Below are 18453 nucleotides of genomic sequence, written 5' to 3'. Positions count from 1 at the left end.
CCCTCTACCCCAGACCAACGCGCAGGCAATCGTGGATATGTAGCACGCCCAAGGCCTGGCAATCACTGCCCTCCTCGACCACAAACAAAGAGGTGATCTTGCGGTCATTCATGATGGCCACCGCCTCTTCGGCCAACGCGCCGGGCGGGATGGTTGTTGGGTTCTGCGTCATCACCTGCTCGGCCGTTTTGCCCAGCAAGCCCTCCATATGACGCCGCAGATCGCCATCGGTGATGATGCCCACCACCTGACCTTGCGGATCGACAACCCCGGCAACGCCAAAGCCCTTGCGGCTGATCTCGATCAGCGCATCGCTCATGGGTGTTCCGACCGAAACCAGCGGCAACGCATCGCCCTTGTGCATCAGATCCTGCACCGTGCTCAGCTGTGCACCTAGTTTTCCACCGGGATGAAAGGCGCGGAAATCTTCGGGTTTGAAGTTGCGATACTTCATCAACGCTATCGCCAGCGCGTCGCCCATGGCCAAAGTCAACGTCGTGGAAATCGAAGGCACCATGCCATAGCCGCAGGCCTCGCCCAATGACGGGATCAATAGATGCACGTCTGCCTGTTTCATCAGCGTGCTTTCCGGCTTGCTGGACAGGCCAATCAGTGGAATGCCAAAGCGGCGGGTAAAAGCCAGCAGGTTGGCAAGCTCTGGCGCTTCGCCCGAATTCGAGATGGCCAGAACCACATCGCCTTTTGAAACCATGCCCAGATCGCCATGGCTGGCCTCGGCCGGGTGCACGAAATAGGCCGGTGTACCGGTGCTGGCCAGCGTGGCCGCGATCTTGTGCCCGATATGACCCGACTTGCCGATGCCGCTGATGATGATGCGGCCCGAGGCCTGCAAAATCAGCTGAACCGCTTGGGCAAAATGTTCATCCAGACCGTCGGCCAGTACCTCCAGCGCGCGGGCCTCGTCTGTCACCACCTGACGGGCGGTTCTCAGAAATGCTTCGGTATCAGTCATGAGTGCGCAAAAATATCCGTTTCTGGCCATCCGGCTAGATCGAGTTTCGCACGCATCGGCAAGAAGTCAAAACAGGCCTGCGCCATCTCGGTCCGGCCCTCTCGCGCCAGGCGCTTGTTCAACTCCTCCCGCAGGCGGTGCAGATACAGAACATCCGAGGCGGCATAGTCCAGCTGCGCCTCGCTCAACGTTTCGGCGCCCCAATCGCTCATCTGCTGCTGTTTCGAGATATCGACGCCGATCAGCTCACTGCACAGGTTTTTCAGCCCGTGCCGGTCGGTATAGGTGCGCACCAGACGGCTGGCGATCTTGGTGCAATAGACTGGCGCGGCTAACGCACCAAAGGCGTGATACATCGCGGCAATGTCGAAACGGCCAAAATGGAACAGTTTCAGCACATCCGGGTTTTCCAGCATGGCACACAAGTTCGGTGCCTCGGTCTGGCCCTTTTCGACCTGAACGATATGCGAATTGCCATCGCCGCCCGACATCTGGATCACGCAGAGGCGGTCGCGATGCGGGTTTAGACCCATGGTTTCACAGTCAATGGCCACCACCGGCCCCATATCCAACCCGTCCGGCAGGTCGTTTTTGTACAAATAGTTAGCCACCCGAGTATTCCTTTGCGCGGTATCGCCACCGAGATAGGCGCTTTATTCCCTAAACTCAACGCCATCCCTGTACGCCAGCCGGTTGCCGCTGTCGCAGTTGGTCAAGACCTAAATGAAGGTTTGGGGTGACAGAGCCTTTAGACTGCGGCAGATATCAATCAATGTTGAGCGTTCTTAGAAATCGGACCTATCGCCACCTGTTGGCCGCGCAGATCGTAGCCCTGACGGGCACTGGGCTGGCCACGGTCGCGCTGGGTCTGTTGGCCTTTGAACTGGCAGGGGATGCGGCCGGCCTGGTGTTGGGCACCGCGATGACCATCAAAATGGTGGCCTATGTCACAGTCGCGCCATTGGCGGCCGCGTTTGCCGAGCGGCTGGACCGGCGCAAGATGTTGGTGGTGCTTGACCTGATCCGTGCGGCTGTCGCGCTGTGTCTTCCTTTTGTGACCGAGGTCTGGCAGGTTTATGTCCTGATTTTCGTGCTGCAATCTGCCTCGGCCGGATTTACCCCTGCATTTCAGGCTACAATCCCCGATGTACTGACAGATGAGCGCGAATACACCCGCGCCCTGTCCCTATCGCGGATGGCATATGATCTGGAGAGCCTGCTAAGCCCCGTATTCGCCGCAGCCCTGTTGTTGTTGGTCAGCTTCAACAGCCTGTTCTGGGGCACCGCCCTGGGATTTGTCGCTTCGGCGCAGCTGGTGGTGTCGGTGGCTTTGCCATCACCCAAACCAAGTAAGCCGCGCGGGATATACGAACGGACAACACGTGGCATACGCATCTATTTGAACACACCCCGGCTGCGGGGCCTTCTTGCCCTGAGTTGGAGCGCGGCAGCACTCAGCTCAATGGTGATCGTCAACACTGTGGTCATCGTGCGATCAGATCTGGGGCTGTCGGAAAGCGCCGTTGCCGCTGCGCTGGCCGGTTTTGGTGGCGGCTCTATGCTTGCCGCTTTTATCCTGCCCCGGATGCTGGACCGGATCGAGGATCGAAAGGTCATGTTGGCCGGCGCCCTTCTGTGCTGCGTCACCATGGCCGGAGCCGCCGCGATATTTGCGACAACCCCGCTGTCTTTGGGTCTGTTGATCGTTTTGTGGGCCCTAGCTGGCTTTGGCTATTCCACCACGCTGACGCCGTCTGGCCGCCTGCTGACCCGCTCGGCCCATCCCGAAGACCGCCCCGCCGTCTTTGCGGCCCAATTCACGCTGTCTCATTGCTGTTGGCTGGTGCTGTATCCTCTGGCAGGCGGGCTGATGACCCTGTTTGGGGCCACAACCGCCCTGAGCTTTATGGCGGCGATGTCCTTTCTGGGTATTATCGGTGCGGTCACCCTTTGGCCGCGTTCTGATCTGCATTCGGTGATCCACGACCATCCTGACCTGCCGCGTGACCACCCGCACATGGCCGGCCCGCCACCGGATGCTCATCCCGTCATAATAGACGACCTGCACCCCCGTATCCCGCGTGAGCCTTGAGCCCTGCTGTCGTTTTGCCCTAAACCGGAAAAACCAGACCCGCACCGGAGCGCCAATGGATCAGCTTGACCGCCGCATCATCTCAGTCCTGCAACATAATGCCCGCGAGTCGACCACAAAAATCGCGGCAAAACTGGGCGTTGCCCGGACAACCGTGCATGAACGCATCAGCCGGATGGAAGAACGCGGCATCATTGCCGGCTATTCCGTGATCCTGAACAGCCCCGAAGATGCCCCCCGCGTCCAGGTTGTCGTTCTGCTCGAGGTCCAACAGAAGGAAACCACCCGTATCATCAAGCGGCTCGAGGCCTACCCCGAGGTTAAACTCTGTCTTTCGATCAACGGTGACTTTGACCTGCTGTTGACCGCTGACGCACCAAGGATCGAGGATCTGGATATTCTCGTTGATGATCTGGCACGAATCCCCGGTGTTCTGCGCACCAATACGAGCGTTGTTTTTGGCCGGCGGATTGATCGAATCTGATTGACTGATAACCCTCTGTAAACCAAGGCAAGGCTAGCGTGGCCCGGATTGATCAGAATCCCGGACCGGCAGAATGCCAAATCGCCTATTCATTGTCATAGCATGTGTTGCGTTGCTTCTGGCAGCGCGTCAGAGCTTTGCGGGCGCGGAGGCCCGGATGTCTCAGACATGTGATCAGGCCGCCCGCCGCGCGGCCCTCGCCCAAGACATACCGCTTGATGTTTTGCGTGCCATAACGCGGGTTGAAACTGGCCGCGCGATCAAAGGCCGACTTGAGCCTTGGCCATGGGCAATCAATGTCGAAGGGCGCGGCCATTGGTTCCGATCTGAGCAGGAGGCTAAAGCCTATGTCGCGGATATTTTCCAAGCCGGAAAACGCAGCTTCGATATCGGGTGCTTTCAAATCAACTATCGCTGGCACGGGCAGGCCTTTCAGTCGATCGATGCCATGTTCGACCCCGAGACTAACGCCAGCTACGCGGCCCGGTTTCTGAAACAGCTATATTCCGAACTTGGGTCGTGGCCGGCAGCGGTGGGGGCCTATCACTCGCGAACCCCGGCTTTGGCCAAGACCTATTCCAGCCGCTACCAGATTGTTCATGCTCAGCTTGACCCGGGCACGGCGGTGCAAACTGCCCGCATGTCGCGTGATCCCTTCACACAACCCGCCGCACCGCTGTTCCCGGTGCAAATCACCCAGTTTCCGACGGGTGCGATGGGCTCTTTGATGCCAGCCGCGGACACCCAAACAGCCTTCATCGCCTTCAACTAGGAGAATTACGTGCCCAGACTTGACGTCCGCTCCCTGTTTTCTCCGACTGTTTTGCTGGCGCTTGCGTTGATGACCGTCATCGTGATGATGATCCTGCCCATGCCGTCCTGGGTTCTGGATGTCGGACTGGCCACGTCCTTCGCCCTGGCGATCCTGATTTTCACGCTGACCCTGTTCATCGAACGGCCGCTGGATTTCTCTTCCTTCCCGACCATCCTTCTGGGGTCTTTGATGCTCCGGCTGTCGTTGAACGTCTCATCGACCAAGCTGATTATCGGTCAGGGGCATACCGGCCCCAATGCCGCCGGCGATGTGATCGAGGGATTCGCAAGCTTCGTCATGGGCGGCAGCATATACCTGGGCCTTGTCGTGTTCGGCGTCCTGTTGATCGTGAACTTTATGGTCATCAACAAAGGCGCGGCCCGCATGGCCGAAGTTGGTGCGCGATTTGCCCTGGATGGGATGCCCGGGAAACAGCTGGCCATCGACAGTGATATGTCCGCTGGCGCCATCGACCATCAAGAGGCCAAGGAGCGGCGCGAACGGGAACAACAGGAAACCACCTTTTTCGGCTCGCTCGACGGGGCGTCGAAATTCGTCAAAGGCGACGCAGTTGCCGGGCTTTTGATCACCCTGCTGAATCTGGTCATGGGGCTTGTCATGGGCGTGATCGTGCATGGGATGCCGGTGTCATCGGCGTTCGAAACCTACGCCATCCTGACTGTTGGCGATGGCTTGGTCTCGCAGATACCGGCTGTGATCATCTCGATTGCCTCCGCTTTGCTTCTGGCGCGTGGTGGAACACAGGGCGCAACTGACACAGCCATCTTATCGCAACTGGGGCGCCACCCGGCCGCCCTGGGCACTGTTGCCGGGTTGATGGTGCTTTTCGCGCTGGTTCCGGGTCTGCCGTTTCTGCCCTTTATTCTGGGGGCCTGCGTTTTGGGCTACGCCGCCTATGCGGTGCACCGAAAACAGCACCAGCGAGAAACTCAGGCACAAACCGCGTCGACCGAGGCAGACGAAGCGGTATCACAAGCGATTGGCGATATTCTCGACCTCGATGATGTTCACCTGGAATTCGCACCGGATCTGGTCAGCATGGTCCTGAACCAGGGCACCGGACTGGATGCACGCATTGCGAATATGCGGACCTATGTCGCCTCGACCTTTGGATTGATCCTGCCCGATATCCGTCTGACCGACCGGGCCGAGCTGCCGATGGGAACATATGTCATCAAGGTACATGGGGTGGAACAGGCCCGTGGTGCCCTGAACCCCGATCTGATTCTGGCGCTGGTTCAGGACGGGCACGATCTTTTACCCGAGGGGAGGGATGTCACCGAACCCGTCTATGGTGCGCCTGCGCGTTGGATCCTGCCCAAAGATCAAGAGGCCGCAGCTATGAGCGGTGCTACGATTGTCTCGCCCCCGGAAATACTGGCCACGCATCTGCTGGAAATCATCAAACAGAACTTCTCGCGTCTGTTGACGCTGAAGGCGCTACGCAAGCTGCTGTCCGAGATGACCCGGCTCAGCGACCCGGTTCGCGCCGAGGCAAACAGGAAACTGCTGGACGAGTTGATCCCCGACAAGGTTCCAATCGACACACTTCACGCCGTCCTGCGCCTGTTGCTGGACGAACGGGTTTCGATCCGCAATCTGGCGCTTATCCTCGAAAGCATCGCCGAGGCGCGCCTGACCACCACCCAACCCGAGGGGATTTGCGAACTGGTGCGGCAGCGACTTGGGTTCCAGCTTGTGGCTGACATGAAACGCGAAGACGGGTCGATCCCGCTGATCCAGCTTGCACCGGAATGGGAAGATACATTTGCCACCTATCAGGTCGATGCACCCAATGCAGGGCTGGATGTCGCCCTGCCACCGAACCTGTTCAACAAGCTTGCAGATGGCGTGGTGGACAGTGTCTCGCATTCCGCCGACCATGGTATCTTTCCTGCGGTCGTAACCTCGACCCGGCGCCGCAGGCTGCTGCGTACGATCATGCATGCGCGCGGCGTGTCCAATCCGGTTTTGTCATTTGAGGAAATCGGGCTCGAGGCGCGGCCCGCACTTGTAGGCACGGTACCCGCATGATCGCCCTCCCACCCGAACTCTTGCCGCACCTGGGCTCTGGGGCCTGGCATTTCTTTGGTGTTTTCCTACGCGTTTCGGCAATGGTATCCTTGATGCCCGCATTCGGGGAACGCAGCATCCCCACCCGTGTCAAACTTGGCACTGCCGTTGCCTTTACGTTGATCGTGGCACCGGCAGTGCCGACAAAGGAATTCGATCCCGAATTCCTGTCCATGGTCCAGCTGATCACCACCGAAATTCTTGTCGGAATGGCGCTGGGGATGGCGCTGCGCATCTTTGTTCTGACCCTGCAGACGGCAGGGTCCATCGCCGCACAGGCAACGTCACTCTCGCAAATTCTGGGCGGGGCAGCGGCTGATCCGGTTCCGGCCATGGGCTATCTGCTGACATTGGCCGGGTTGACCCTTGCCGTATTGCTTGGCCTGCACATCCGCTTGGCAGAGTTCCTGGTCCACAGCTACGATCTGTTTCCCACCGGAACCACACCTGCGGCGCCGGATTTGTCGCAATGGGGCGTGGAACGGGTCTCGTACAGTTTCAGCCTGGCATTCGCACTGGCGATGCCGTTTGTGATTGCCTCGCTGATCTACAACCTTGCGCTTGGTGTCATCAACCGCGCCATGCCACAGCTGATGGTGGCATTTGTCGGCGCCCCGGCCATCACATTTGCGGGGCTGTTCCTGCTGTTCGCCGGTGCGCCTCTGATCCTGTCGGTCTGGTCCGATGCCCTGTTTGATTTCATGCAGAACCCGCTGAAAGATCCGAGATGAGCGGACAGGACGACGACAGCGACAAGTCATACGACCCGACGCCGCAAAAGCTTCTGAAAGCACGGGAAAAGGGTGAGGTCGCCAAATCAAACGACCTGTCTGTTGTCGCAGCTTATGTCGGGCTGCTCATAGGTTTGCTTTTGGCAGGCAAGATTGGTGTTCAACATCTGGGAATATTGTTTGTCGTTCTGATCGACCAATCCGACAAGATCGGAACCATGTTGACGGATGGCCCGGCTGACGGTCTGGTGGGAGGGATGCTTGGCAAGGCTGCAATCTCGATGGCAACCATATTTGTTGTTCCCGCCACTGCGGTTCTGCTGAGCCTGATCGCCCAAAAGGCCCTGGTTTTTGCCCCCAGCAAGCTGCAGCCCAAATTGTCGCGGATCTCGATTCCGTCCAATGCCAAGAACAAATTCGGGCGCGGCGGTCTGTTCGAATTTGCCAAAAGCTTTGCGAAGCTGCTGATTTATTGCGTCTGCCTGTTGATGTTTCTGCGCGTCAACCTGCCCGAGATTTTGACTGCCAGCGCCGCGCCGCCGCAATCGTCGATCGTCTTGATGATGAACCTTTTATTCCGGTTCCTATTCATCGTTGTCACCATCGCACTGGCCATCGGAGTCGTGGACTGCCTGTGGCAATATTCCGAACATATGCGCAAGAACCGGATGTCCCGCAAAGAAATTCAGGACGAGACCAAAGACGCCGAAGGTGACCCACATGTCAAACAACAGCGCCGCCAGCGTGCACAGGAGATTGCGGCAAATCAGATGATGGCGAATGTCCCGACTGCGGATGTGATCATCGTGAACCCGACCCACTATGCGGTAGCTCTCAAATGGCAGCGGACGGCCGGCTCCGCACCGACATGCGTGGCGAAAGGTGTCGACCAGATTGCGGCCGCCATCCGCGCCTCGGCGGCCGAGGCCGGGGTTCCGATACACTCGGATCCCCCCACCGCACGGGCTCTCCATGCGACCGTCGAAATCGGGCATGAGATCGCCCCGGAACACTATCGCCCTGTCGCAGCCGCCATCCGCTTTGCCGAAGCCATGCGCAAACGCGCGAAGGACAGAATTTGATGCGGCTTACCGGACTTGCCGATCTGAAGCGTTTATCCGACGCGGCCTTCCAAAAAGAGCAACAGACCTTGCGCCCATATATCGAAGCCGAGGCCGAGATTTTGCAAAAACTGAGCCGATTGGACGCACAGCTTCAGCAGACCCTACAAAACAGCGGCCAAGCTGATGGATATCAGGTCACCGGCACTGATGTTCTGTGGCGTGGATGGGAAGAGGCAACCCGACGAAAACTCAATACAGACCTCGCGCGCGTCCGAGCGCAAAAGCTAACCAAGATGCAAGCCTTGCGGAAAGCGTTCGGACGCAAACAGGCCCTAGGAAAGCTGATTGAAGAACAACAAAAGGCCCGCCGAGACATGCTTATGAAAAAGCGATCGCGGCAATAAGCGGGCCGAAACAGGCTTCAAGTATCCTGACGGTTAACACTCATGATCAGGACTTGCAGCACGTCATCACCCAAATCCTTCTTGGCGACCTGCAGCAAAGCCTTTCGGACCAAATCCAGATTGTCGGATTCCGTAAAGTTTCCGTTGAAACCACCGGTATTTGCGTGATCGAACAGTACCTGCAGAAACCCATCTCTCAACTTTGGCTCAAACTCATAAATCGTTTCAGCAACGCCGGGTTTGGTTTCCAGGCTCAGCGACATTGTGACCAACGCGGCAATCCGGTCGGACTTCACGACCGGGATCACAAACTGTTTCGTCATCTTCAGATATTCATACTTGCTGGCCGTATCCTTTTTGTCCGACTTGGTCTTAGTGGCCTTCTCCTTGGCTTTCTTGGGTTCGGCGGCAGCGGATTTATCCATGTCACCATCTTTGGTTTTTCCAGAAGGAGACATGGCAATTCCCGCACCAATTCCACCGCCCAGGCCAACAAGCAGAAACAATATAGGAAGTAGCTTTTTCATTGTTATACGACCTCAGAACGGCAAAACTGTATCGAGGACCTGCTGGCCGTAACGGGGCTGCTGCACATCCATGATCTGACCGCGGCCACCATAAGACACGCGCGCCGAAGCAATCTTGTCATAGGTGATTTCATTTTTCCGCGAGATATCCTGTGGCCTCACATATCCCGTGACCAATAGCTCTCGGAGTTCGAAATTCACGCGCAGCTCCTGCGAGCCCGATATGGCCAACACACCATTCGGCAAGGCGTCGATGACGGTCGCGGCGACTCTGAGTGTCAGCTTTTCCTTACGCTTGACCGAGCCCTTGCCCTTACTAACCGATGATGAGTCGATCCCAACAGCTTCGTCCAGCGTCGCCCCGTCGGGCAGCCGTTCCAGCGCCCGCTGCGGCAGGCCGAACAGGTCGGGAACCTCAAGATTTTCTGACCCGCTGCGTGAGCGATTTGTGTCGTTGGATATCTCGGCTTTCTCGTCCAACTCGATGACAACCGTCAGAATATCGCCTTTTTTGATAGCGCGCTGATCTCCCAAAAGCGATTGTTGGCCACCGCTCCATAGCGAGGACCGATCAACATTGCGCTGTGGCTGCGTGTGCAACGGCAAACCCGGCCACAGCATGGCAACATGTTCAGCAGACTCGTCCGCGGGTGTGAAACTTGGCGGTTTTCCCAAATGATCCAGTCGACCACAGGCGGTCAGAGCCAGACATGCCATCATCAACAGTTTTAGTTTTCCGAACATCATTTTACCTCGATTTGACCGTTAGGCCGGATAAAGCCAACAACAGTTGTACGTGACGACAGATTCATGACCCGAATTCGGTCGCCGACAGCCCCGCGCCCCAGAGCACGGCCTTCGGCCTTGATCGAAAGGGGACGACGGTCAAAGACCAGAACCACCAGATCATTGCGGTCCACCAGCGCGGGCGGCCCGACATCTGCTGCGCGAACCGGGCGTCCGGGGTAAAGCGCGACGCGTGCTTCCTGACCGATCAAATCATCGGGGTTTGTAACCGCTCCGAGGACAACCTGATCTTTGATCTCAAGATCGGCGGCCGAGATCACCTCTTTGGCGCGTATGGTCCGGATCGGCACCGCGATCTCAGCCAAGGCACAAAGCGGGCTGATCGTCACCAGTGCTATGAATAGGGCGCGCATCACCGCACCTGTGTTGTTGCGCCCATCATCTGATCGACGGCCGAGATGACCTTGGCGTTCATCTCATACCCTCGCTGGGCTTCGATCAGTTCGGTGACTTCGCGCACGGCATCTACCGAGCTGTCCTCGAGATATCCCTGACGCAATGTGCCCATCCCGCCCTCGCCCGGAGTGCCGATGACAGGCGAGCCCGAGGCTTCGGTTTCTTTGAACAGGTTGCTGCCGATCGCCTCCAGCCCCTTGGCATTGGAAAAACTGGCCAGGGTGAATTCACCGAGCAACTGTCCCTCGGCGGTATCATCGAAATAGGCGTAGACCTCACCGGATGCATTGATCGAGATCGACCTTGCATCGTCTGGGATTGTGATCTCTGGCGCGACAGCGAAGCCATCTGAAGTGACGATCAACCCTTCGGCCGAGCGTTTCAGGCTGCCGTCACGGGTAAAGCCAGACTGACCGCTCGGCAACGTCACCTCAAGATAGCCGCGCCCTTCGATTGCGACATCCAAATCGCTGCCAGTGGCCGCCAATGCACCCTGTGCCAGCTGCACGGTGACCGCGGCGGGGCGCACCCCCAGACCCAGTTGGATACCAGTGGGCAAGACGGTGCCGTCATTGGCATTCACCGTCCCCGCGCGCGCCATTTGTTGATAGTGCAGGTCTGCAAACTCGGCGCGGCGCGCGTTGTAGCCTGTGGTATTCATATTCGCCAGATTGTTCGAGATCGTCTCGACCCGCATCTGCTGAGCGGTCATGCCCGTCGCTGCGATTTTCAGTGCCCGCATATCAATTCCTCCGTTATCAAATCAGCGCATCAGCGCCTTAAGCGCCCCACGCACACGTTCGTCTTCGGTTTCAAGAAAACTCTGCCCCAACTCATAGGCGCGCTGGATTTCGATCATCCGGGTGACCTGTTCGATCGCGTTCACGTTCGATCCCTCGAGGAATCGGTGCACAATGACCGGCTCATCCACGGGTTCAATCGCTGCATCTGACCGAAATTGCGTGCTGCCTTCGCGCACCAGGCTCGTGGGATCAGCAACGTGGTAGACGCCGATCTGTCCCAGAACCTGCCCTTCGATACTGAGCGTGCCGTCGCTGCCGACATCAATCGACGCGGCATCCGGCGGAATGAAAACAGGGGCGCCATTGCTGTCCAGAACCCGGTACCCATCCATGGTAACCAGATCACCCTCGGCACTGGGTGAAAACGCACCCGCCCGTGTCAGCCGGTTGCCGCTGGGGGTTTCGATCATGAAAAACCCGTCGCCTTCGATGGCGAAATCAAATTGCCCGCCGGTTTCGGTCAGAACGCCTTGTTGCAACGAGGTATTGCGTGCCTCTGCCCGCGCCATGGACAAGGACGGATTGCCCGGCGAGGCTTTCACGAACTCGGAAAACACCAAGCCCTGCTGGCGGTACCCCGTGGTATTGGCGTTGGCGATATTGTTCGCCACCAACCGCATTTCATTCATCAGCCCCGATTGGCGGGATAAGGTGGTATATGAGGTATCCATCAGCGGCCTCCGGCGATCAGTGGGATGAGGGTTGAGGTGAAGAACGTCACCAGCGTCTGGGTCATGAACCCCATCGAAATCCAGAAAACGATCACGATGGCGATCAGCTTTGGCACAAAGGTCAGCGTCATTTCCTGCACCGAGGTCAGCGCCTGGAACAGACCCACAACCAGACCCGAGACCAGTGCCACCGCCAGGATCGGGACGGATGTGATCACCGCGACCCAAAGCGCCTGGCGGACAATGTCATAATAGAGACCTTCGCTGAGCATCTATCAGACCGGCATCCGCAGGATTTCCTGATAGGCCTCGACCACTTTGTTGCGCACGATGACGGCGGTTTCGACGGCCAGTTCGGTCTGCGCCAACGCCTGAACCAGCGCGTGCGGATCGGCTTGGCCGGTCATCGCCGCGCCGGACATCTGCTCGGACTGTTTCAATGTTGCGGCAAAGTCCTGAAAGGTTGAGCGCAACCCCTGTGCCATTCCGGCAAGGTCGGGGTCGGGCTGCGTAGCGGGCCGCGCTACGGCATAGCTCTGCGCGGCGGTCAGGGATCGGATATCCATTCTGGTGTCCTTTATTTTCTGAGAAGTTCCATAAGGCTCGACGACATTTGTCGTGTCTGGTCGAACATCTTGAGATTGGCTTCGTAGCTGCGCTGCGCTTCACGCGCGTCAGCGATTTCGATCATCAAATCTACATTGGACCCGCGATAATGGCCGGTCTCATCGGCCAACGCATGGCCGGGGTCATAGATGCGCGACAGGTCGCGACGATCAAGCTTAACGCGCCCGGTCTCGACCATTTGCGCACCATCTTTGCTGACCGCTTCAAACGGCACGGTTTTGCGCCGATATCCCGGCGTATCCGCATTCGAGATGTTTTCGGAGACGTGCCGCAAACGGGCTGCCTGCGCGCGCAGAGCGCTGGCCGAGGCGGAAAGGGAATGGGAAAAATCGCTCATCTCTCAGCCCTCCTCACCCGCGACCAAGGCTGGTACGCAGGATGCCAATCGAGGATTTATAGATCGCCAACGCGCGGTCATGTTGACGCTTGACCTCGACCGCTTTGAGCATTTCTTCCTCAAGAGAAACACCATTTCCGTTGGGATCGCCCGAGGGCGCGGCATCGAACTCGGCCCAGGGTTGGACAGCGGCGGCGCCGTTCAGATGCCCGGCCCGCGTGGCGGTCATCGCAACCTCATGCCCGGAATTTTCGAAAGCTTTCTGAAAGGCCTCGATATCGCGGGGCTGATAGCCCGGCGTATCCGCATTTGCCATGTTTCGCGCAATGACAGACTGCCGTTGCCCGGCATGGGTTGCCATTGCGTACGCTGTCTTAAAGACGTTCAGGTCAGAGAACATCGGGGTTTCTCCCTCGATCAATTTCAATCAAGGCTTAACCCCGATTCCTTTAGAAACCGTTTTCAGAAACCCGTTGGAGAACCCACGATGACCGATCTCGACCCGATGCTTCTGAAATGCGAATTCGACCGTCTGTCTGCCATGAGCCATATGGGCCGCGTGGCCAGTGTTGGGCGCGGCGCCATAGAAATAAAGGGGTTGGAGTACGTTGCCCGCATCGGCGACAACCTGACCCTGCGGCGGCGCAGCGGCCCGGATCTGGCAGGTGAAGTTCTGCATGTCGAATCGGATCTGATCCACATGTTACCCGCCGCTGCACCCGATGGGGTTTGCCTAGGCGATCGGGTGATTCTAAATCAGACACCGGCATTTTCCCCCGGACTGCACTGGCTGGGCCGGGTCATTGATCCCTTCGGCAAACCGCTAGACGGCAAGCCGTTGCTGTCGGGCACACAGGAAAGAGATATCCTGCAAAATCCGCCACCTGCCGTTGTCCGCAAACCGCTGGGCGCACGGATGGAAACCGGGCTGAGCATTATGAACACCATGTTACCTGTGGTGCAGGGGCAGCGTATCGGCCTGTTCGCCGGGTCAGGGGTCGGCAAGTCGACCCTGTTGGCGACGCTGGCGCGGTCGATGCAGGCAGACGCGGTTGTGGTCGCTCTGGTCGGCGAACGGGGTCGTGAGGTCAATGAGTTCGTTGAACATGCGCTTGGAGCCAAGGGGTTGGCACGATCTGTGGTTGTGGCGGCAACCTCGGATCAGTCAGCGCTGGCCCGCAGGCGCTGTGCATGGGCGGCACTTTCAGTCGCGGAATTCCTGCGGGATCAAGGGCTGAACGTCCTGTTTCTGGCCGATTCGGTCACTCGCTTTGCCGAGGCGCACCGCGAAATCGCTGTTGCGATGGGTGAGGCCCCCTCTTTGCGCGGGTTCCCACCTTCGGTCACGTCCTTGATCGCTGGTCTTTGCGAACGAACCGGGCCGGGCACGGCTGATCAGGGTGATATCACAGCAGTTTTCAGCGTTCTGGTTGCGGGCTCGGACATGGATGAACCGATAGCGGACATTCTGCGTGGCGTTCTGGACGGGCATATCGTCCTGAGCCGCGAAATCGCCGAGCGCGGCCGTTTCCCCGCCATTGACCTCAGCCGGTCGGTTTCACGCAGCCTGCCGGGAGCTGCCTCCGAGGCGGAAAACCGGATGATCTCGGAAACCCGCAAGCTGGTTGGCAGTTACGAGCAATCCGAGGTTATGATCAAAGCCGGGCTTTATGCCGATGGCGCAGACCCGTTATTGGATCAGGCAGTCCGGGTTCATGACGAGCTTGATGCCTTTTTCGGCAAGGCCGAGTCGGACGGAATCAGCAACAGTTTCAACCACCTGCAACTGATTCTGCGCCGTGCCGGGGCAGCATTACCGCAGTGAGGAATTCAAGACAGTTTTAAGTGTTAAGCCCACCTTAAGACCTGCCCGGCTACCCCTGTAACTGGGTGATAAAAAGGTGGTGGAGATGGGTGCGCAATCCAATGTGGCGCCAATCATCATCAAGAAGAAACGTGTGTCAGGTGGCGATGGTCACCATGGTGGCGCGTGGAAAGTCGCATATGCCGACTTTGTCACAGCCATGATGGCGTTCTTCATGTTGATGTGGCTGCTGAATGCAACAACGGAACAACAACGCAAAGGGCTTGCGGATTATTTCTCGCCGACCATTCCCATAAACCCGGTTTCGGGTGGCGGCGATGGGGCCTTTGGCGGCAATAACATGTTCTCTGAGGAAACTCTGGTCATGGACGGGACCGGCGCCAGCAAACGCAGCCCGACGCCCGCGCGACAAGCGCGTGGATCGGTTGGCGTCAGCTCGGACGGCGGCGGAAAAGAAACGGTCGAAGACTTTTCCTCACTGGAATCAGAGCTTATGGGGCGAACCGGCGAAAGCATGGTGTCCGACAAGGTCCTCAAACATATCGTCACCCGCGTGACGGATGAGGGTCTGGTGGTCGAACTCTTCGCCACCAAGGATCAACCTCTGTTCGAATCAGGGACGAACCAACCAACCAATATGCTGCGTGCTCTGACATTGTTGGTGGCCCGATCCTCTGATCTGGTGACAAATGACATGGCGGTCGGAGGGCATGTCGGTTCCTCGCCGGTGGTTCTGGCCAAAAACCCGGCCTGGGATTTGTCTACCTCGCGCGCTCAGCAAGTTCGCCAAATGCTGCAGGACAAGGGTGTTGCGCCGCTCAGGTTGGACCGCGTAACCGGTCATGCTGATCGAAAATTGTCGGATGAAAACCCGATGGCCGTACGCAACAACAGGATCGAGATTATCTTTCTGCGCGGCACCTGAGAATAAAAGGATAGACGGCATTTTACCCGTTAGCGCGCTGTTAAGGCCCAGCGCGTTAGCTGTTGCATCAAGATTTGACGCAACAGAAGGGCGTGCCAATGACAATTTCCTCTTCGCTGAACGCAGGTGTGGCCGCATTGAAGGCCAATGCAAACCGGCTGGCGACGATCTCGGACAATATCGCGAATTCGTCGACCTTCGGGTATAAACGGGTCGAAACCGATTTCCATTCGATGGTCACCTCCGGCCAGGGCGGCAGCTATTCCGCTGGGGGCGTTCGCACCACCAGCCAACGCCTGATCGACCAGCGCGGTTCGCTGGTGACAACCAACAACTCCACCGACCTTGCGGTGCGTGGGCGCGGCATGATGCCTGTACGACCAAGTTCTCAGATCGCGGCCGGTTCGAATGAGATGTTGCTGACCACGACAGGGTCGTTCCGCACCAATGAAGAAGGATATCTGGTCACCGAATCAGGGCTTGTTCTGCTGGGTTGGCGTGCGAATGCGGATGGAACCATCCCTGCGGTTCCGCGTGACACTCCAGCTGCGCTTGAACCCATTCAGCTCAGTGTTAATCAACTGTCGGGCGCGCCCACGACGCAGATGAATCTGCGCATGAACCTGCCCGCGACCGCTACGGATGCGGGTTCCCCTGGCGACATGCAACCCTTGTCCGTTGAATATTTCGACAATCTGGGAAAATCCGAAAGCGTTGATATCGAACTCGTCCCTACAGTGCCGGCCACCGGCAGCAGTAACGAATGGACGATGATCATGCGCGATTCAGCCTCGGGCGGCACCATTATCGGTGAATACACCCTGACCTTCACCGATAGCCGAACTGCGGGTGGCACGCTGGCCAGCGTAACTGCGGTCACCGGCGGTGCATATGACCCAGCAACCGGCAGCGTTGTGGTGAACGTGGCCGGCGGCCCAATGGAGATCAATATAGGGGAAATCGGGGATGCCGACGGAATCACGCAACTGTCCGATACATTTGCACCAGTTTCGATCACGCGCGACGGTTCGGCGGTCGGCACCATGACCAGCGTTCAGGTTGACGAAAACGGGTATGTTTATGCGTTCTACGATACCGGTGTCAGCCGACGCATGTACCAAATCCCATTGGCGGATGTTCCGAACCCAAATGGACTGACCGCGCTGGACAGCCAGACCTATGCACCATCCCGGGAAAGCGGGACGTTCTTTCTGTGGAATGCGGGGGACGGGCCAACCGGCGACCTGGTTTCTTTTGCGCGCGAAGAATCCACTACCGATGTGGCGACCGAGCTGACCTCGATGATCCAGACACAGCGGGCTTACTCTTCCAGCGCAAAGGTTATCCAAACGGTGGATGAGATGCTTCAGGAAACAACCAATATCAAACGCTGATCAGGGTTTTGATTCAGGAAAGGGACCTGCAGAATGAATATGTCCACAGCATTGAACAACGCGTTGGGCGGCCTGACCGCCGCCAGTCGCGGTGCGGCGGTTGTGTCCGAAAATATTGCAAACGCATTGACGCCCGGCTACGCGCGCAGGTCTTTGGAACTGGCAACCAACACGATTTCCGGCCACGGCGTGCGTACCGTAGGTGTCATTCGTCATCAGAATCCCGTCCTCACGTCCAACCGCCGGGCCACGGATGCCGATCTGGCCTTCCACACCACCATTTCAGACTTTCACACAAGGTTGGAATCTTTGGTAGGGTCCGCCGATGATCCCGCTTCGCTTGTGGTTCGACTGGCTGATTTTGACAACAGCCTTTTAACAGCGGCAAGCCTGCCGGATTCCAGTGAAAGACTGGACCAGGTTGCGCGCACGGCTCAGGATCTGGCGCGCGGCCTGAACGCAGCCTCTGAAGGGTTACGGCAGATGCGGTCCGACGCGGACCGGTCCATCGGCAAACAGGTCGACACCCTGAATCAGACCCTCAAGGATATTGAAGAGCTGAATGCCAAGATCCCGGCCATTAAGTATTCCGGCGCCGATATTGGTGGGATACTGGATCAACGACAGGTCCTGATTGATCAGGTCAACGAACTGGTTCCTGTAAATGTGATTCAAAGGGACAATGATCAGGTCTCGCTTTATTCTGATGGCGGCTTGATATTGCTGGAAAACACTGCGGCCGAGTTCTCCTTTTCGACAACCGGCGACACCAAGCCCCATATGACCCTGGCAAACGGGTTGTTGTCCGGGCTTGAGATGAACGGAAACACTGTCCGCACCAGTGGCGATTTTGCCCAAATTCGCGGCGGTGCCTTGATGGCCCAATTCCAGATTCGGGATGAAATCGCGGTTGAGGCTCAGGTCGATCTGGATGCTGTTGCGCGCGATCTTATCGAAAGGTTCGAAACGCCGGGGCTGGATCCGACCGCGCTGGCCACGGATCCGGGCGTGTTCACCGATGACGGCAACCGGTTTGATCCGGCATCGGTGACGGGATTGGCCTCGCGCATCAGCTTGAACGCAATCGTCGACCCGGACGCCGGAGGAGAGAGCTGGAAACTTCGCGCCGGGCTGGGTGCGGCCACACCCGGCAGCGCCGGAGATGCCAGCCAACTGCGCGCCTTCAGCTCAATTCTGAACGACGAGCGCCCTGTTGCAGGCTCGGTTTTCGGGGCCGGAAACATGCGCGCCGCCGACATCTCCGAGGCGTTGCTGTCACGGGTTGGCTCGGGCGCCCATGTGGCCGACGGGCGGCGGGTGTTTGCAAACAGCGCCAATCTGGAAATGACGGCCATTGAGGCCGAACAGGGCGTCGATACCGATCAGGAATTGCAGCGGCTAATGCAAATCGAACAAGCCTATGCGGCAAATGCCAGACTGGTTTCGGTCGTCGATGAACTTATGGACACGTTGTTGAGGCTGTGA

Annotated in this window: 22 protein-coding genes; 11 read left to right on the top strand and 11 right to left on the bottom strand. The window is 58.1% G+C overall.

The annotated features are described in order from the left end of the window. Nucleotides 1-4: 4 nt before the first annotated feature. Both AC2FIM_RS11890 and AC2FIM_RS11885 read right to left on the bottom strand, forming a co-directional pair. Entirely contained in the window at nt 5-973 is a 969-nt protein-coding gene (locus AC2FIM_RS11890; RefSeq protein WP_496678584.1) for a KpsF/GutQ family sugar-phosphate isomerase, read from the bottom strand. Next, nucleotides 970-1584: a ribonuclease D gene (locus tag AC2FIM_RS11885; protein ID WP_496678582.1), complete on the bottom strand. Its 615-nt coding sequence runs from the start codon at nt 1582-1584 to the stop codon at nt 970-972. The genes AC2FIM_RS11890 and AC2FIM_RS11885 overlap by 4 nt, the downstream gene beginning before the upstream one ends. 161 nt (nt 1585-1745) lie before the next feature. Between AC2FIM_RS11885 and AC2FIM_RS11880 the strand changes: the two genes are divergently transcribed. From AC2FIM_RS11880 to AC2FIM_RS11850, 7 genes are all read left to right on the top strand, one after another. Next, the gene (locus tag AC2FIM_RS11880) at nt 1746-3065 is read left to right on the top strand and encodes an MFS transporter (protein WP_496708188.1); all 1320 of its coding nucleotides are present in this window, start codon (nt 1746-1748) and stop codon (nt 3063-3065) included. Nucleotides 3066-3120: 55 nt separating this feature from the next. Next, nucleotides 3121-3549 (top strand): Lrp/AsnC family transcriptional regulator, encoded by a 429-nt coding sequence (locus AC2FIM_RS11875; protein ID WP_142638301.1) that lies wholly within the window; start codon nt 3121-3123, stop codon nt 3547-3549. A gap of 73 nt (nt 3550-3622) precedes the next feature. Beyond that, nucleotides 3623-4321, top strand: a complete 699-nt coding sequence (locus AC2FIM_RS11870; protein WP_142638303.1) for a lytic transglycosylase domain-containing protein — start codon at nt 3623-3625, stop codon at nt 4319-4321. A gap of 69 nt (nt 4322-4390) precedes the next feature. Continuing rightward, nucleotides 4391-6418, top strand: a complete 2028-nt coding sequence (gene flhA / locus AC2FIM_RS11865; protein ID WP_496678617.1) for a flagellar biosynthesis protein FlhA — start codon at nt 4391-4393, stop codon at nt 6416-6418. Further along, complete coding sequence (locus AC2FIM_RS11860; RefSeq protein ID WP_271950808.1) at nt 6415-7188, top strand: flagellar biosynthetic protein FliR; 774 nt, start codon at nt 6415-6417, stop codon at nt 7186-7188. Before flhA ends, AC2FIM_RS11860 begins: the two co-directional genes overlap by 4 nt. Then, on the top strand, nt 7185-8270 hold the full coding sequence (gene flhB / locus AC2FIM_RS11855) for a flagellar type III secretion system protein FlhB (RefSeq protein WP_496732028.1): 1086 nt from the start codon (nt 7185-7187) through the stop codon (nt 8268-8270). The genes AC2FIM_RS11860 and flhB overlap by 4 nt, the downstream gene beginning before the upstream one ends. After that, on the top strand, nt 8270-8656 hold the full coding sequence (locus tag AC2FIM_RS11850) for a hypothetical protein (RefSeq protein WP_271950814.1): 387 nt from the start codon (nt 8270-8272) through the stop codon (nt 8654-8656). Before flhB ends, AC2FIM_RS11850 begins: the two co-directional genes overlap by 1 nt. A 17-nt stretch (nt 8657-8673) precedes the next feature. Here AC2FIM_RS11850 and AC2FIM_RS11845 read toward each other — a convergent pair whose 3' ends face one another. From AC2FIM_RS11845 to AC2FIM_RS11805, 9 genes are read right to left on the bottom strand one after another with little or no spacing between them, the layout of a single operon-like run. Continuing rightward, nucleotides 8674-9183 (bottom strand): flagellar basal body-associated FliL family protein, encoded by a 510-nt coding sequence (locus tag AC2FIM_RS11845; protein ID WP_142638313.1) that lies wholly within the window; start codon nt 9181-9183, stop codon nt 8674-8676. 12 nt (nt 9184-9195) lie between these two features. Beyond that, on the bottom strand, nt 9196-9927 hold the full coding sequence (gene flgH / locus AC2FIM_RS11840; RefSeq protein ID WP_425472007.1) for a flagellar basal body L-ring protein FlgH: 732 nt from the start codon (nt 9925-9927) through the stop codon (nt 9196-9198). Next, nucleotides 9927-10343, bottom strand: a complete 417-nt coding sequence (flgA, locus tag AC2FIM_RS11835; RefSeq protein ID WP_496678575.1) for a flagellar basal body P-ring formation chaperone FlgA — start codon at nt 10341-10343, stop codon at nt 9927-9929. Before flgA ends, flgH begins: the two co-directional genes overlap by 1 nt. Beyond that, the gene (gene flgG / locus AC2FIM_RS11830; protein ID WP_496678573.1) at nt 10343-11128 is read right to left on the bottom strand and encodes a flagellar basal-body rod protein FlgG; all 786 of its coding nucleotides are present in this window, start codon (nt 11126-11128) and stop codon (nt 10343-10345) included. The genes flgA and flgG overlap by 1 nt, the downstream gene beginning before the upstream one ends. Before the next feature lie 21 nt (nt 11129-11149). Continuing rightward, nucleotides 11150-11860 (bottom strand): flagellar hook-basal body complex protein, encoded by a 711-nt coding sequence (locus tag AC2FIM_RS11825; RefSeq protein WP_496678571.1) that lies wholly within the window; start codon nt 11858-11860, stop codon nt 11150-11152. Continuing rightward, entirely contained in the window at nt 11860-12132 is a 273-nt protein-coding gene (locus AC2FIM_RS11820; RefSeq protein ID WP_142638323.1) for a flagellar biosynthetic protein FliQ, read from the bottom strand. The genes AC2FIM_RS11825 and AC2FIM_RS11820 overlap by 1 nt, the downstream gene beginning before the upstream one ends. 3 nt (nt 12133-12135) lie before the next feature. Next, entirely contained in the window at nt 12136-12426 is a 291-nt protein-coding gene (gene fliE, locus AC2FIM_RS11815) for a flagellar hook-basal body complex protein FliE (protein ID WP_142638325.1), read from the bottom strand. An 11-nt stretch (nt 12427-12437) separates the two neighbouring features. After that, the gene (gene flgC / locus AC2FIM_RS11810) at nt 12438-12824 is read right to left on the bottom strand and encodes a flagellar basal body rod protein FlgC (protein WP_281973567.1); all 387 of its coding nucleotides are present in this window, start codon (nt 12822-12824) and stop codon (nt 12438-12440) included. A gap of 13 nt (nt 12825-12837) precedes the next feature. Then, complete coding sequence (locus tag AC2FIM_RS11805; RefSeq protein ID WP_496678568.1) at nt 12838-13224, bottom strand: FlgB family protein; 387 nt, start codon at nt 13222-13224, stop codon at nt 12838-12840. Between the two features lie 87 nt (nt 13225-13311). Between AC2FIM_RS11805 and AC2FIM_RS11800 the strand changes: the two genes are divergently transcribed. The 4 genes from AC2FIM_RS11800 to flgK all read left to right on the top strand — a co-directional run bounded on the left by AC2FIM_RS11800 (nt 13312) and on the right by flgK (nt 18453). Continuing rightward, nucleotides 13312-14649 carry a FliI/YscN family ATPase gene (locus tag AC2FIM_RS11800; RefSeq protein WP_496678566.1) on the top strand — a complete coding sequence of 446 codons (1338 nt, stop codon included), beginning with the start codon at nt 13312-13314 and terminating at the stop codon, nt 14647-14649. An 85-nt stretch (nt 14650-14734) separates the two neighbouring features. After that, the gene (locus tag AC2FIM_RS11795; RefSeq protein WP_496678564.1) at nt 14735-15574 is read left to right on the top strand and encodes a flagellar motor protein MotB; all 840 of its coding nucleotides are present in this window, start codon (nt 14735-14737) and stop codon (nt 15572-15574) included. 98 nt (nt 15575-15672) lie between these two features. After that, the gene (locus tag AC2FIM_RS11790; RefSeq protein WP_271950842.1) at nt 15673-16968 is read left to right on the top strand and encodes a flagellar hook protein FlgE; all 1296 of its coding nucleotides are present in this window, start codon (nt 15673-15675) and stop codon (nt 16966-16968) included. Nucleotides 16969-17001: 33 nt separating this feature from the next. Then, nucleotides 17002-18453 (top strand): flagellar hook-associated protein FlgK, encoded by a 1452-nt coding sequence (gene flgK / locus AC2FIM_RS11785; protein ID WP_496708190.1) that lies wholly within the window; start codon nt 17002-17004, stop codon nt 18451-18453.

This window comes from Ruegeria sp. CDSC052, from assembly GCF_059610685.1.
The sequence above is the reverse complement of the archived record's forward strand: the minus strand, read 5'-3'. Positions and strand labels throughout refer to the sequence as shown.

Excerpts from the sequence above, each read along its gene's own strand:
- flgG (WP_496678573.1), bottom strand. The coding sequence starts at position 11,128 with ATGCGGGCACTGAAAATCGCAGCGACGGGCATGACCGCTCAGCAGATG.
- AC2FIM_RS11880 (WP_496708188.1), top strand. The coding sequence starts at position 1,746 with ATGTTGAGCGTTCTTAGAAATCGGACCTATCGCCACCTGTTGGCCGCG.
- AC2FIM_RS11870 (WP_142638303.1), top strand. The coding sequence starts at position 3,623 with ATGCCAAATCGCCTATTCATTGTCATAGCATGTGTTGCGTTGCTTCTG.
- flgA (WP_496678575.1), bottom strand. The coding sequence starts at position 10,343 with ATGCGCGCCCTATTCATAGCACTGGTGACGATCAGCCCGCTTTGTGCC.
- AC2FIM_RS11845 (WP_142638313.1), bottom strand. The coding sequence starts at position 9,183 with ATGAAAAAGCTACTTCCTATATTGTTTCTGCTTGTTGGCCTGGGCGGT.
- flhA (WP_496678617.1), top strand. The coding sequence starts at position 4,391 with ATGACCGTCATCGTGATGATGATCCTGCCCATGCCGTCCTGGGTTCTG.
- AC2FIM_RS11795 (WP_496678564.1), top strand. The coding sequence starts at position 14,735 with ATGGGTGCGCAATCCAATGTGGCGCCAATCATCATCAAGAAGAAACGT.
- flhB (WP_496732028.1), top strand. The coding sequence starts at position 7,185 with ATGAGCGGACAGGACGACGACAGCGACAAGTCATACGACCCGACGCCG.
- flgK (WP_496708190.1), top strand. The coding sequence starts at position 17,002 with ATGAATATGTCCACAGCATTGAACAACGCGTTGGGCGGCCTGACCGCC.
- AC2FIM_RS11875 (WP_142638301.1), top strand. The coding sequence starts at position 3,121 with ATGGATCAGCTTGACCGCCGCATCATCTCAGTCCTGCAACATAATGCC.
- AC2FIM_RS11820 (WP_142638323.1), bottom strand. The coding sequence starts at position 12,132 with ATGCTCAGCGAAGGTCTCTATTATGACATTGTCCGCCAGGCGCTTTGG.
- AC2FIM_RS11890 (WP_496678584.1), bottom strand. The coding sequence starts at position 973 with ATGACTGATACCGAAGCATTTCTGAGAACCGCCCGTCAGGTGGTGACA.
- AC2FIM_RS11825 (WP_496678571.1), bottom strand. The coding sequence starts at position 11,860 with ATGGATACCTCATATACCACCTTATCCCGCCAATCGGGGCTGATGAAT.
- flgH (WP_425472007.1), bottom strand. The coding sequence starts at position 9,927 with ATGTTCGGAAAACTAAAACTGTTGATGATGGCATGTCTGGCTCTGACC.
- AC2FIM_RS11850 (WP_271950814.1), top strand. The coding sequence starts at position 8,270 with ATGCGGCTTACCGGACTTGCCGATCTGAAGCGTTTATCCGACGCGGCC.
- fliE (WP_142638325.1), bottom strand. The coding sequence starts at position 12,426 with ATGGATATCCGATCCCTGACCGCCGCGCAGAGCTATGCCGTAGCGCGG.
- AC2FIM_RS11790 (WP_271950842.1), top strand. The coding sequence starts at position 15,673 with ATGACAATTTCCTCTTCGCTGAACGCAGGTGTGGCCGCATTGAAGGCC.
- AC2FIM_RS11805 (WP_496678568.1), bottom strand. The coding sequence starts at position 13,224 with ATGTTCTCTGACCTGAACGTCTTTAAGACAGCGTACGCAATGGCAACC.
- AC2FIM_RS11860 (WP_271950808.1), top strand. The coding sequence starts at position 6,415 with ATGATCGCCCTCCCACCCGAACTCTTGCCGCACCTGGGCTCTGGGGCC.
- flgC (WP_281973567.1), bottom strand. The coding sequence starts at position 12,824 with ATGAGCGATTTTTCCCATTCCCTTTCCGCCTCGGCCAGCGCTCTGCGC.
- AC2FIM_RS11800 (WP_496678566.1), top strand. The coding sequence starts at position 13,312 with ATGACCGATCTCGACCCGATGCTTCTGAAATGCGAATTCGACCGTCTG.